Annotated in this window: 13 protein-coding genes; all 13 read left to right on the top strand. The window is 37.0% G+C overall.

Translation table 11 applies throughout. The features are described from left to right. Positions 1-1,068: FtsX-like permease family protein (locus BZK14_RS11720; RefSeq protein WP_143691466.1), on the top strand; the 1,068-nt coding region annotated here is incomplete at its 5' end. A gap of 91 nt (positions 1,069-1,159) precedes the next feature. Continuing rightward, complete coding sequence (locus BZK14_RS11715) at positions 1,160-2,749, top strand: phospholipase D family protein (RefSeq protein ID WP_171973720.1); 1,590 nt, start codon at positions 1,160-1,162, stop codon at positions 2,747-2,749. A 143-nt stretch (positions 2,750-2,892) separates the two neighbouring features. Continuing rightward, positions 2,893-3,537, top strand: a complete 645-nt coding sequence (locus BZK14_RS11710; RefSeq protein WP_077926655.1) for a c-type cytochrome — start codon at positions 2,893-2,895, stop codon at positions 3,535-3,537. Positions 3,538-3,539: 2 nt separating this feature from the next. Then, a complete protein-coding gene (locus BZK14_RS11705) occupies positions 3,540-4,466 on the top strand; it encodes a c-type cytochrome (RefSeq protein ID WP_077926654.1) in 927 nt (308 codons plus the stop codon). 174 nt (positions 4,467-4,640) lie between these two features. After that, a complete protein-coding gene (locus tag BZK14_RS11700) occupies positions 4,641-4,889 on the top strand; it encodes a chaperone NapD (RefSeq protein ID WP_077926653.1) in 249 nt (82 codons plus the stop codon). 148 nt (positions 4,890-5,037) lie between these two features. Next, positions 5,038-7,527, top strand: a complete 2,490-nt coding sequence (napA, locus tag BZK14_RS11695; protein WP_077926652.1) for a nitrate reductase catalytic subunit NapA — start codon at positions 5,038-5,040, stop codon at positions 7,525-7,527. 5 nt (positions 7,528-7,532) lie between these two features. Beyond that, the gene (gene napG / locus BZK14_RS11690; RefSeq protein WP_077926658.1) at positions 7,533-8,279 is read left to right on the top strand and encodes a ferredoxin-type protein NapG; all 747 of its coding nucleotides are present in this window, start codon (positions 7,533-7,535) and stop codon (positions 8,277-8,279) included. Next, positions 8,276-9,313, top strand: a complete 1,038-nt coding sequence (napH, locus tag BZK14_RS11685) for a quinol dehydrogenase ferredoxin subunit NapH (RefSeq protein ID WP_077926651.1) — start codon at positions 8,276-8,278, stop codon at positions 9,311-9,313. Before napG ends, napH begins: the two co-directional genes overlap by 4 nt. A 2-nt stretch (positions 9,314-9,315) precedes the next feature. Further along, on the top strand, positions 9,316-9,747 hold the full coding sequence (locus BZK14_RS11680; protein ID WP_077926650.1) for a nitrate reductase cytochrome c-type subunit: 432 nt from the start codon (positions 9,316-9,318) through the stop codon (positions 9,745-9,747). 11 nt (positions 9,748-9,758) lie between these two features. Beyond that, entirely contained in the window at positions 9,759-10,367 is a 609-nt protein-coding gene (locus BZK14_RS11675) for a NapC/NirT family cytochrome c (protein ID WP_171973719.1), read from the top strand. 251 nt (positions 10,368-10,618) lie between these two features. Continuing rightward, positions 10,619-11,326 carry a helix-turn-helix transcriptional regulator gene (locus tag BZK14_RS11670; RefSeq protein ID WP_077926648.1) on the top strand — a complete coding sequence of 236 codons (708 nt, stop codon included), beginning with the start codon at positions 10,619-10,621 and terminating at the stop codon, positions 11,324-11,326. A gap of 45 nt (positions 11,327-11,371) precedes the next feature. Continuing rightward, positions 11,372-12,697, top strand: coding sequence for an SLC5/6 family protein (locus BZK14_RS11665; protein ID WP_077926647.1), 1,326 nt, complete (start codon positions 11,372-11,374; stop codon positions 12,695-12,697). Between the two features lie 88 nt (positions 12,698-12,785). Then, a complete protein-coding gene (locus BZK14_RS11660) occupies positions 12,786-14,153 on the top strand; it encodes an L-serine ammonia-lyase (RefSeq protein WP_077926646.1) in 1,368 nt (455 codons plus the stop codon). Position 14,154: the final 1 nt, after the last annotated feature.

The raw sequence follows: 14,154 nt of genomic DNA, 5'->3' as shown, positions 1-14,154 counted from the left end.
GTAGCATTTGGCATTATTTTAATGGCGATGGCATTGGTTGTGATGTTGCGAGGTGAACTTTTGCAAACATGGCAAAATCAATTGCCACATGATTCACCTAATTATTTTGCTATGAACATTATGGCGGATGAAAAAGATGATTTCAGCCGAAAAGTTACTGAGATATCGCCAAATGTTTCGCCATTTTATCCAATGGTTGCAGGGCGATTAACGGAAGTGAATGGTGTTTCTGTGCGTGCAATGACAATGGATAGTGAGCGAGCAAAAAACTCTATTAATCGCGATCTCAATTTAACTTGGAGTATCGATTTACCGAAAGATAATAAAATTATTGAAGGGCAATGGTGGCAGGATAATGATCAAGGAATGGGAATATCTATCGAGGATGATTTAGCTAAAGGATTAAATGCGAAATTGGGTGATGAGGTAACTTTTGTCATTGCAGGGGTTACACATAAAGCAAAGATCACGAGTATTCGCACCGTCAATTGGGATACGGTTCAGCCAAATTTCTTTGTGATCTTTAACCCTAATTCTATTCAAGATGCGCCTGTGACTTATTTAACAAGTTTCTATGTACCAGAGAATATGCAAAAATCATTGATCACATTAGCACGAGAATTCCCAACGATTACATTATTGGATTTAATGGCGATTGTGAATCAATTGAATGAAATTTTACAGCAAGTGACTCTAGCGGTGGAATACATTTTGGCATTAGTTTTAATTGCAGGATTAATTGTTTTAATTGCAGGGTTGCAAGCAACATTGAGTGATCGCTTACGTCAAGGAGCAATTTTGCGTGTTTTAGGTGCGCATAAAAAAATGCTATTCAAAAGCCAATTTATTGAGTTTGCATTAATGGGGGGATTGGCAGGATTACTCGCGATGATCGGCAGTGAGTTTATTAGCTTTTTGTTGTATCGCTCAGTGTTAAATTTGGAATGGCAGTGGCACCCTTGGTTGATTGTATTGCCTATCATTGGTGCGTTATTGATTGCGATGATGGGAATATTGGGAACTCGTAGAATTATCTCTGTTAGCCCATTGTTAGTATTGCGTCAATAGGTTGAATATAGAGCCTATTTGTCATAAGTCTTTCATATCGATGACTTGTTTTAGCCTGTGTTAATCTATAGGAATCATGGCAGGAGGATTTATGTTCATCAAATTATTGTATGTACTGAAATGGTTGTTTATTTTTTTTATACTCATTTCTGTAATTACCACAATTATTACATTGATTTTCAATGATTTTAAACCCAATGAAATGTATATGGGGAAAAAACGGCCGCCTATTAATCGCAGTGTAAAAACACATTTAGATGAAGTTGTTGAACCTTATTTATTAGCACATCCCAATGGTACAGGCTTATATTTATTGGATGATAATTTAGAGGCTTATGCAGATCGAATTTTATTAGTACGTGGTGCTGAGCGCACCTTAGATTTACAATACTATATATGGCACGACGATTTAACAGGCAATATGCTTGGGCGAGAACTTTTGGCTGCTGCAGATCGTGGCGTATTCATTCGTATTTTATTGGATGATATGAATACAGTGAGAAAAGACGTTGTATTATCAGGGCTAGCACAGCATCCTTATGTAGAAATTCGTTTATTTAATCCTGTTCATAGTAGACGTAATTTTATCACTAGAACTGTAGAAATGTTATTTCGTGGTTTAAGTTTGAATCGACGAATGCATAACAAATCTATGATTGCCGATGGCCAAATTGCAATTATTGGTGGCCGCAATATCGGTAATGAATATTTTGATGCTGACCCAGAAACTAATTTTTTAGATGTGGATTTATTATTAGTGGGGAAAGCGGTGAAAGAAGCTGAGGATATTTTTGAATCCTTTTGGGATAGCCAAGCATCTATTCCTGCTAAGCAAGTGAAGTTTGGACATAAAGATGCCTTAACTGTTTTACGTGAAACATCGTTAACAATGAGTGATACAGAATCTCAATTATTGAAAGATTATCAACAATCTTTATCAACCCATTTAAGTATTGATGACGTAGTGGGAAAACAAAGTAGATTTGTATGGAGCGATCGTGCACATGTTTTATCTGATCCACCAGAAAAGGTTTTTGGTCAGCAAGAAGCTCAATGGTTGATTACAGATGTTTTACCAAAAGCATGGGCAAAGACAGAGCAGTCACTGTATTTAATTTCACCTTATTTTGTACCAGGTGAAGAAGGAACAAAAACAATTATTCAATTAAGTCAGAGTGGGCGAGATGTCATGATCTTGACTAATTCATTGGCTGCCAATGATGTTCCAATGGTTCATGCAGGTTATGCACCATATCGTGAAGCCTTATTAAAAAGCGGTGTGAAATTATATGAGTTAATGCCTTTTAATGTGAATTATAAATTATCCAAAGATTGGAAAATTGGTGCAAGCGGTGCAAGTTTACATACAAAGGCTTTCATTATAGATAATGCCAAGGGGTTTATTGGTTCATTTAACTTAGATCCGCGTTCGGCACGTTTAAATACAGAAATGGGGGTGTTTTTTGAAAGTCCAGAGATTGCGATGCAATTAATGCAACGTTATCAAAAAATTATTACTAGAGATACAAGCTATGAGGTTGTTTTGAAAGATAATAAGATGATTTGGTTGGATGATCGCCGTGATGAAACTAAGGAGTGGGATACGGACCCTGAAACAGGCTGGATTAAGCGTGCAATTGTGAAAATAGTATCTTGGCTACCCATAGAATCACAATTATAGGTGGTAATTAGTAGTAGATTTGTACTAATTTAACTTGTTGAAAATAAACTAATAATCGTCGTTTTTTACGATAGAGTTTTTTTTGTTTTATTTGTGATAGCATGAAGGGTTCGAGAGAAAGTGTTTTTAAAGAGGAGGGGAACATGAGACATATCAAGAAAATTGGATATTTGTCTCTTTTGGGGATGTTGCCATTCGTCAGTCATGCTGATGAGGGTGAAAAAATATACCTAAAAGGTGGGGAGAAGCCACAAGCGTTGGCTTGTGTAACTTGTCATGGTGCAGAGGGCCATGGTTTAGCTGTCGCAGGTTATCCTGATATTACAGGGATGTCGCCTGAATATTTAGCAAAACAATTACATGATTTCCAAGATGGATTGAGATCCCATGCAATTATGGATGGCATCGCAGGCAATCTAAGTGATGATGAAATTGAAGCTGTAACTTTTTATATGTCTGAATTACAGCCTAAAGAAGTGCCTCATATTACAAGAGCCGCAACGCCAACAGATATTGGTAGTCAATTAGCTTTGCGTGGTGATTGGAGTCGTAACATTCCAGAATGTGTTGCATGTCATGGCCCTGGTGGTGTTGGTGTGGGTGATTCATTTCCAAAATTGGCCGGCCAAAGCTCAATTTATATTGTGAATCAAATTACTGCATGGAAGGATGGTACGCGAACCAATGACCATGCTGATTTAATGGGGCACATTGCAAAATCTTTGACAGATGAAGAGGCAAAAGCAGTGGCTGCATATTTTGAATCTATCGGCCAGCAAGGAGAATAATCATGAAAAAGATTTTAGTGACATCTCTCGTAGCTGCTCTTTATTCTTCTGTAGCAGTTGCTGAGAATCCAATTAAAATGGATGATCAATCGCAGTTATCTAATATTCAAGCGGTGAATGAAAGTACGCAGTATCATCAACCACCTTTAGAAAAAGATCTGCCAGATAATGCATACGGTGAAATGGTTCGTAAAGGCCATGCAATTTTTGTTGATACGAAAAATCAAGTGCCAGAATATGTTGGTAATGGTATGAATTGTGTGAACTGTCACATGGATCAAGGTCGTTTAGCTAATGCTGCACCATTATGGGGTGCATATCCTATGTATCCAGCTTACCGTAGCAAGAATAATAAAGTTAATACTTATGCTGAACGTATTCAAGGTTGTTTCCAATTCAGTATGGATGGTACACCACCGCCTGCAGATAGTGAAGCAATGACAGCATTGATTACATATTCTTATTGGTTAGCGACTAATGCACCAACAGGTGTATCTTTGCCGGGCCGAGCTTATCCTTCTGTAAAACAACCTGAGGGCGGTTACAGTATTGAGCGTGGCGCACAAGTTTATGCAGATAATTGTGCGTTCTGCCATGGTGCAGATGGTATGGGACAGAAAGTTGCAGAGAACTATGTATTCCCACCATTATGGGGTAAGGATTCATTCAACTGGGGCGCAGGAATGCACCGCATCAATACAGCGGCTGATTTTATCAAGGCAAATATGCCATTGGGTAAAGGTAATTCCTTAACAGATCAAGAAGCTTGGGATGTTGCTGCCTTTATGAATAGTCATGAGCGTCCTCAAGATCCTCGCTTAGTGGATGGTTCAGTTGAAAAGACTTATGAAAAATATCATGCTAATGATGGTGTGAATCTTTATGGTCAAGAAGTCAATGGTAAGATTTTAGGTCAGGGTGTGCAGTAACTGCTAAACTGATCTTAAACCCGAGAAAACTCCAAATTTTTATTTGGAGTTTTTTTATGAGGAAAATTTTTATAGATATCTGTCTTTCATCAAAGATTTGTTCGCTTTCTGCCAACATTGAAAAGTATATGATACATTTTTAGTATTTATTTTGAGTGATAAGGAAATAATACAATGAGTGTTGATTCTAAAAAATATAATGTATGTGGTGTGTTAGTAAGTGTAAATGTTGAAAATTTTCAGTCTTTGTTAAAAGATCTTTCTGAAATCAAGGGCTGTGAAGTATTAGAACATGATAATAACAATAAAATTGCACTTTTGATTGAAGATCAATTAGATAAAACTGCTTACGATATTATGGAGTCTATTAAAGAGCATCCACATGTGTTATCTATTACATTAGTGAACCATTTTTTTGAATAAACGCTGTATCTAGTTAGATATAACGTATTGATAATAAATGTAATTTTGTGTTTTGTGATTGACATAGGTCAAAGACAATTTTCTCCATTATATGTATTTTATATACATCTATTAATAATGAATCGTGAATATTCATCTGGAGAAAATTATGACTTTATCTCGTCGTCATTTCATGAAGCTAGCAGCCGCTACTGGTGCTGTGAGCGCTTTAAATGGTATATATTCACCTGCAGTTGCACAGCAAGCAGGGAATGATGGTATTCGGTGGGATAAAGGTGCTTGCCGATTCTGTGGTACAGGTTGTGGTGTTTTAATCGGCACTAAGAATGGTAGGGTGGTTGCAACTCAGGGTGATCCAGATGCGCCTGTGAATAAAGGCTTAAACTGTATCAAAGGATATTTCTTATCTAAAATTATGTATGGTAAGGATCGTCTTAATAATCCATTATTAAGAATGACCAACGGTGAATATGATAAAAATGGTGAGTTCACTGAAATTACTTGGGATCAAGCTTATGATTTAATGGCTCAGAAATATAAAGAGGCTTATCAAGATAAGGAAAAAGGTCCTGATAATGTTGCAATGTTTGGTTCAGGACAGTGGACAATTTTTGAAGGATATACTGCTTCTAAATTTCATAAAGCAGGTTTAAGAAGTAACAACTTAGATCCTAATGCTCGTCACTGTATGGCTTCTGCTGTTGTTGGTTTTATGCGTACTTTTGGTATGGATGAGCCGATGGGATGTTATAACGATATTGAAAATGCAGACGCCTTTGTTTTGTGGGGCTCAAATATGGCTGAAATGCATCCTATTTTATGGTCACGCATTACCAACCAACGTTTGACACACCCGAATTGTGAAGTACATGTGTTGTCAACTTACACGCATCGTTCATTTGAGTTAGCAGATAATGGCATGGTATTTGCGCCGCAAACTGATTTAGCCATCATGAATTATATTGCAAACTATATTATTCAGAATAAAGCCTATGATGAAGACTTCATTAATAAACATACTAATTTTAAAAAAGGTGTAACTGATATTGGGTATGGTTTGCGTCCTGAGCATCCGTTACAACAGAAAGCTAAAAACCCAGACTCTGGCGATGCAACCCCTATGAGTTTTGAAGAGTTTGCAGAATTTGTTTCTGAATATACTTTAGATAAAGCACATGAGTTATCTGGCGTACCTAAGCATAAATTAGAAAGAATGGCTCAAATGTATGCGGATCCTGATAAGAAAATTGTGTCATTTTGGACAATGGGCTTTAATCAACATAGCCGTGGTACATGGGCTAATAACTTAATCTATAATATCCATTTATTGACAGGTAAAATATCTAAACCAGGTTGTGGGCCTTTCTCATTGACAGGGCAACCTTCAGCATGTGGCACCGCAAGAGAAGTGGGTACATTTGCTCATCGTCTACCTGCAGATTTAGTTGTTAATAATCCTGATCATCGTAAAACAGCAGAAACAATTTGGAAATTACCAGAAGGTACTGTTAGTCCGAAAGTTGGCTTACATGCGGTAGCTCAAAGCCGAGCATTGAAAGATGGTAAGCTCAAAGTATATTGGTCAATGTGTAACAATAATATGCAGGCAGGGCCAAACTTAAATGAAGAAACATATCCTGGTTGGAGAAATCCTGAGGCATTTGTGATTGTTTCTGACCCTTATCCAACAGTTTCAGCATTATCTGCGGATTTGATTTTACCAACAGCAATGTGGGTGGAGAAAGAGGGGGCTTATGGTAATGCTGAAAGACGTACACAATTCTGGCGCCAACAAGTTAAACCTTTAGGTAATGCACGTTCAGATATGCGTCAAATGGTCGAGTTATCTCAACGCTTAAAAGTTGAAGATTTCTGGCCTGAAGATTTAATTGCTAAGCAACCTGAGGTACGTGGTAAAACTTTATATGATGTTTTATATCGCAATGGTAATGTAGATCGATTCCCATTATCAGATAGGCAAGAAGGATTTGATAATACAGAAGCTGAAACATTTGGTTTCTATATTCAAAAAGGTTTATTTGAAGAGTATGCAACATTTGGCCGTGGGCATGGGCATGATTTAGCACCATTTGAAATGTATCACAAAGCTCGTGGTTTACGCTGGCCAGTTGTGGAAGGAAAAGAAACATTATGGCGCTATCGCGAGGGGTATGATCCTTATGTTAAAGCAGGAGCAGAAGTAAGCTTTTATGGTCATAAAGATAATCGAGCAGTTATTTTTGCATTACCTTATGAACCTGCAGCAGAAGTGCCAGATCAAGAATATCCATTCTGGTTCTGTACAGGTCGTGTATTAGAGCATTGGCATACTGGTAGTATGACACGTCGTGTTCCTGAATTGCATAAAGCTGTACCTGTGGCTCAATTATTCATCAGTGCAAACGATGCTAAGAAGTTAGGGCTTCGTCGTGGTGATAAAGCAAAAGTGAGCTCTCGCCGTGGTTCTGTTGTCACAATTGTGGAAACAAAAGGGCGTAATACGCCACCGGATGGTTTAGTTTTCATTCCATTCTTTGATGAAGCGCGATTGGTGAATAAAATCACTTTAGATGCAACTTGTCCTTTATCTAAAGAAACGGATTATAAGAAATGTGCAGTTAAGATCGAAAGAGCTTAGTGGTCATGAAAAGTCGGCGAGAATTTTTGGCAACAGCGACTAAAGTGAGCGGTGCAGTATGTTTAGGGCTGCTACCTTTAGCGATGTTGGCCAAACAGAGTAAAGCAAGCAATCAGAATATATTGAGACCACCTGGTGCAATTAATGATCAAGATTTTCTGAGCGCTTGTACTCGTTGTGGCTTATGCGTACGCGCATGTCCTTATGATACGTTGAAATTATCTGAATTAAGCCAACCAACACTAGGGACACCTTATTTTGTACCTAGAGAAATTCCTTGTGAAATGTGTGAGGATCTACCTTGCATTGCAGCTTGCCCAACCAACGCATTAGATCAAACAGTGACGAATGCAGAAGATATTCGGATGGGTACAGCTGTTTTGGTGGATGAGGAAAATTGCCTAGCATTTTTAGGCTTGCGTTGTGAAGTGTGTTATCGCGTCTGTCCTGTTATTGATAAAGCGATCACTTTAGAGTTACAAGAAAATACAAGGACCGGTGCTCATGCTAATTTCATTCCTGTTGTACATGCTGAATATTGTACAGGGTGTGGGCTGTGTGAAAAGAAATGTGTATTGGAATACGCTTCTGCTATTAAAGTATTGCCAACAGATGTTGCTCGCTCTAAATTGCCAGATCATTATCGAAAAGGTTGGGAAGAAAAAGAGAAGAATAATGGTGAATCATTGATTAAAGATAATTTGACATTACCATTTCATGATATTAAAAATTTAAAGGGGTTTGAGCCATGAATAAGGTGACGCCCAAAAAATATAATGGCACATTATATTTTGAAGAAGCCGTAGAAAAAAAGGGATGGTGGCAATCACATCGTTTCTTAATGTTAAGACGATTATGTCAAATTATGATTATTGTATTGTTCGCAATTCCAATTAATGGCGTGAATCATTCTTTGGCTACAGATCCAACGGAAGCATCTCCTGTGCTGACAGCCATAGCACAAGAAAATTTACAAAATGAGTCTGATGTTCGTAATGACCAAACATGGATCATTAAAGGAACTTTAGCAAATAGTGAGATATTATCAACGATTCCCATGGGGGATCCGTTCATATTTGTTCAATCTTTAGCTGCAGGCAATTTGTACACATTAACAGGAATTTTAGGTGTCATCATTGTTGTTGCCTTGTACATGGTTGTAGGTGGTAGAACATATTGTTCTTGGGTTTGTCCCATCAATATTGTGACAGATGCGGCAGCTTGGGTTAGACGACAATTAAAAATTAATAATCAGCTATCTGTTTCAAAGAGAGCTAGATTCTATATTTTAGGTATTGCGATTATCACATCAATGCTTTTTCAAGTGATCGCATGGGAATTGATTAATCCAATCACAGGTATCTTCCGAGTATTAGTATTTGGCGGTCTAGCCATTACAAATATTGCAATATCTTTGACATTAGTAATTTTTATCACAGATATCATTGGCGCTGCCAATTTGTGGTGTGGCCACTTATGCCCAGTAGGTGCTTTCTATAGCTTATTGGGTAAAAAGACAAAAGTGTATGTTAGCGCCCCTAAAATTTCTGCATGTGATGATTGTATGGATTGCTATAAGGTTTGTCCTGAAGCTCATGTTTTAAGACCTTTGATTCAAAATAAAGAAAATTACATCAAGCAATCGATAACACCAAGCGTTGGTATGAGCGATTGCACACGATGTGGCCGATGTATTGATGTCTGCCCAGAGAGAGTGTTTAGTTATGACATTTCTTCTCAGCATTCTCCCGTTAAACACAGTAAACCCAAAGTAAAAGTGAGTTGATTATGAAAACTAAATTTTTGATTTCTATTCTATTGGTGGGCACACTCTTAGGATTCGGCCAGTCTGAAGTTCTTCAAGGATTGCGTGGTGATGTTCCTGTTGATGAGGAAAATATTGTTGTAGAACCTTATCAAATGCAAGAAGGTATAACATTGCATAAAAATTACCGTCAGCAACCACCATTAATTCCTCATAAAATTGAAAAATATCAGATTAATTTGAAAGCTAATCAATGTTTGCGTTGTCATTCGTGGCCTTATAATAGTGATTTCAAAACTGTTGCTGCACCAGAAAGCCATTTTATTGATGCTCAATCAGGTCATAGAACGGATAATATTGCTGCGGGTCGCTGGTTCTGTACACAATGCCATGTACCGCAATCAAATGCTCCAGAACTTATAGATAATACCTTTTCATCTTCTGATAAACAGTAATGGTGAGTGATATGACATTGATTAAAAAAATTTGGCGATGGTTTTGGTCTCCATCTAAAAAATGGGCCTTAGGAGCATTATTGCTAGCTGGTTTTGTGGTTGGTGGTATCACTGTTTTTGCATCACATAAAACCTTAGAATGGACAAATAGTGAAGGATTTTGTACAAGTTGTCACACCATGCAATTTAATCAAACAGAATATACAGGAACTGTGCATGATGTTAGTAAAACGGGTGTGAGAGCAACATGTTCACAATGCCATGTGCCGGAGCAAGGGTTGAATTTAATGATCCGCAAAGCCCAAGCTGCTAATGATGTTTATCAACATTTTATCGGTAAAACGATTGATACAAAAGAGAAATTAGAAGAACGTAGAGGATTGCTTGCTATGCGTGAATGGACCCGGATGAAAAAGAGTGATTCCGCGGGGTGTCGCAGTTGCCACACAGAAATGAATATGGACCTTTCTAATCAAAATTTACGGGCAAGAACAGGGCACACTTTGGCTAAAAATGAAAATAAAACATGTATTGATTGCCATAAAGGTATTGCTCATGAATTGCCTGCAAATTGGGTTGAGTTAGAAAAACAATTGAATTTAAATTTCTCTAAAAAGTAATCAACAACCATTGTTGAACCATGAAAAGCTCCTAAGTTTAAATCTTAGGAGCTTTTTTATTACTTAGATAAAAGTTACAGTTTTTTGATTTAAATAAGGGTATATTGGTTAACTAAAATAAACCAAATATGACATAACTCATAAAAAATGGCCGCAAGGTTATATATATGTAATTTTATATTTACATGTAAAGATTTGTTAAATAAAATATGCTTCGTAAGTTAAATTTTTTACACCGAGATGAATTTACTATGAAAGCTCAGAAAGATAAATTGCAAATCTTTAAGAAAAAATTCTCTAAAAAGGATCATGAATGTTTGCAATCATATTTTAATTTAGCAGAAACAATTGCTGATTTAATTGGCGCACATTGCGAAGTAGTGATTCATTCTTTTGAAAATATTGATCGCTCAGTTGTCAAAATTATCAATGGTCATCATACAGGTCGGACCTTGAATTCTCCTGTTACTAATTTGGGGCTTAAGATGTTGCGCCAATATGAACAAACTGGAGAGTGTGTTTCTAAGAGTTATTTTACAAATGCTAAAAATGGCGGATTGATGAAATCAACCACTTGTATTTTAAAGAATCACTCAGATGAAGCAATTGGCATGTTTTGTATCAATATTAATTTATCTGTGCCATTCCCAGAGGTTATTCAAACATTGATGCCAATGGATAATCCCACTGTTATCGGCATGCAGCAACCAGAAAATTTTAGCACCAATGCTAAAGAAGTCATTGAAAAAGCAATCGCACATGCAGAGCAAGAAGTAGATGCCATGCAAAGTAGCTTAAAAAATAGGAATAAGAATATTATTCGCGTACTTCATGAGAATGGAATTTTTGAGTTAAAAGAAGCAACAATTATTGTTGCAGAGGCACTCCAAATTACGCGTCATGCCGTTTATAAAAATATTCGACAATTCCAAAGTGAAACCAAATCAGTCACAAAATAAATAATCATCAGATGTCAAACATACCTTAAATACTAAGGAGCTAACATGAGTAACACATTAAATCCAACCGCAACCATAGAATCCTCCGAAACCACTCGGTCTAAATGGACAAGTTCTGATACTACTTGGATGCTGAGCCTTTATGGTACAGCTATTGGTGCAGGCGTTTTGTTTCTGCCAATTAAAGCAGGTTCAGGTGGTTTAATTCCACTCTTATTTGTCTTATTTTTCTCTTTCCCAATGGCATATTTAGCACATCGTGGTTTATGTCGTTTTATATTGGCGGGAAGTAGTAACGATGGTGATATCACAGTAACCACTGAAGAATTTTTTGGCCCAACAGCAGGCAATGTGATCACATTTTTATACTTTTTAATCATTTTCCCAATTTTGTTAATTTATAGCGTAGGTTTAACAAACACAACATTAAGCTTTATGGAAAATCAATTACATTTGATCAGTGCCACGGCTGCAGATTCTTTAGCACTTAAATCAATTGTATCTCTTGCAATTGTTAGCTGTTTAATGTTGATCATCAACTTCGGCCAAGAAATGACATTAAAAGTGATGTCTTACTTAGTGTATCCATTCATTTGTGTGTTGATGTTCATTGCCGTTTGGATGTCTCAATATTGGTCAACAGCAATTTTCTCAACATGGTCAACAGAAGCAACAGTTATGGGTACTTTGGGTAATATTTGGTTGATCATTCCTGTGATGGTATTTGCTTTCAACCATTCACCAATCATTTCATCTTTAGCAGTTGCGAAGAAAAAAGAAGATGCGGGTGTTGCTGAACAAAAATGCTCTCGTATCATCAAATATGCAAATATTTTAATGGTTGTTACAGTTATGTTCTTTGTTGTGAGTTGTGCATTAGCATTATCTCCAGAACAATTATCACAAGCAGCGGAAGAAAATTTACCAATTTTATCTTATGTTGCAAACCATTTCGGTACTCCATTTTTCTCAATCTTAGCGCCAATCGTAGCATTTGTTGCAATGTCTAAATCATTCTTTGGCCATTATTTAGGTGCAAAAGAAGGCTTTGATGGTTTAGTGACAAGAGGTGCAAAAGCAATGGGTAAAGCACCTTCTGTAAAAACTGTTAACAAAATTACATTTGTATTCATCTTCATCACTTGTTGGGTTATCGCAATTTTATCGCCAAATGTATTAGATTTAATTGAAACATTAGTTGGTCCAATCATTGCATCAATCTTATTCTTATTACCAATGTACGCAATCAGCAGAGTACCAGCATTAGCAAAATATAAAGGTCAAGTGAGCAATGTTTTTGTAACAGTGTTAGGTTTAATCGCAATTTCAGCAATTGTATTCAGCTTAGTGAATATGGCAATTGCAGGTTAATGATCTCTCAATCCTAAATGATATACAACAAAATAGAGGCTGGAATTAATATGCCAGCCTCCTAAAATAAGAACCGGAGATTTCCCCTATGATTAGCACATTTGAAATATACAAAATTGGTATTGGTCCATCGAGCTCGCATACTGTTGGCCCAATGAAAGCAGCGAAATCCTTTACAACTGAATTAGTGCGTTTGGAGTTAATTGAAAGTACAACTTGTATTATTGTCGATTTATATGGTGCTTTGTCTTTAACAGGAAAAGGGCATTTAACAGATACAGCCATTATTTTAGGTTTGGCAGGTAATGATCCTGCAACCGTTGATATTGAAAAAATTCCTGAGTTTATGGCGAGATTGGAAAGAACGAATAGATTACCAATGATGGATAATAAATATTGTGTGGATTTTCCATTAGAAACTAGCATGAATTTCCATACTGAATTTTTACCTTTGCACGAAAATGGCATGAGAATCAGAGCGTATCGTGGTGAAGAGTTATTATTAAGCAAAACATATTATTCGATTGGTGGCGGTACAATTGTTGATGAAGAAAATTTTGGACAAAAATCAGGATCACCAGTTGAAGTACCATATCCATTTTCAACAGCTGAAGAACTCATTAAACAAAGTAGGGATAATGCATTATCAATCTCTTGTTTGATGTTAAAAAATGAATTGTGCTTGCATTCAATGGAAGAAATACATACGCATTTTGAACAAGTCATTAAAGTTATGAAAGAAGGCATTGAGCGCGGGATTAAAACAGAAGGTTTATTACCAGGACGTTTTAAAGTACCACGTAGAGCGCCTGATCTATATCGAGCAATCTCGTCTCATGATCGCTTATCAAGTGATCCAATGGCGACAATGGATTGGGTGAATATGTATGCTTTTGCCGTGAATGAAGAAAATGCAGCAGGTGGTAGAGTTGTAACAGCACCAACGAACGGTGCATGTGGCATTATTCCAGCAGTATTGGCATATTATGATAAATTTGTTGAACCGTTAACATTTGAAGCATATTTGAAATTCTATTTGGCAAGCTCCGCTATTGCAATGTTATATAAGTTAAATGCTTCTATTTCAGGTGCTGAAGTTGGCTGTCAAGGTGAAGTTGGGGTTGCTTGTTCTATGGCTGCTGCGGGTCTAGCTGAGTTAATGGGTGGATGCGCATCTCAAGTATGTATGGCTGCAGAAATTGGTATGGAGCATAACTTAGGTTTAACCTGTGATCCAATTGGTGGGCAAGTTCAGGTGCCTTGTATAGAGAGAAATGCAATTGGCGCAGTAAAAGCAATTAATTCTGCACGTATGGCATTACATCGCCATTCAACACCAACCGTCTCTTTAGATAAGGTGATTCAAACAATGTATGAAACTGGTAAGGATATGCATTGTAAGTATAGGGAAACATCACAAGGCGGCTTAGCTGCTGTGATCACAAGATGCAGTTAAT

Source organism: Wohlfahrtiimonas larvae (assembly GCF_002006755.1).
Lineage (GTDB): Bacteria > Pseudomonadota > Gammaproteobacteria > Cardiobacteriales > Wohlfahrtiimonadaceae > Wohlfahrtiimonas > Wohlfahrtiimonas larvae.
Note: the sequence above shows the minus strand (reverse complement) of the source record. Positions and strands in the feature narration are given on the sequence as shown.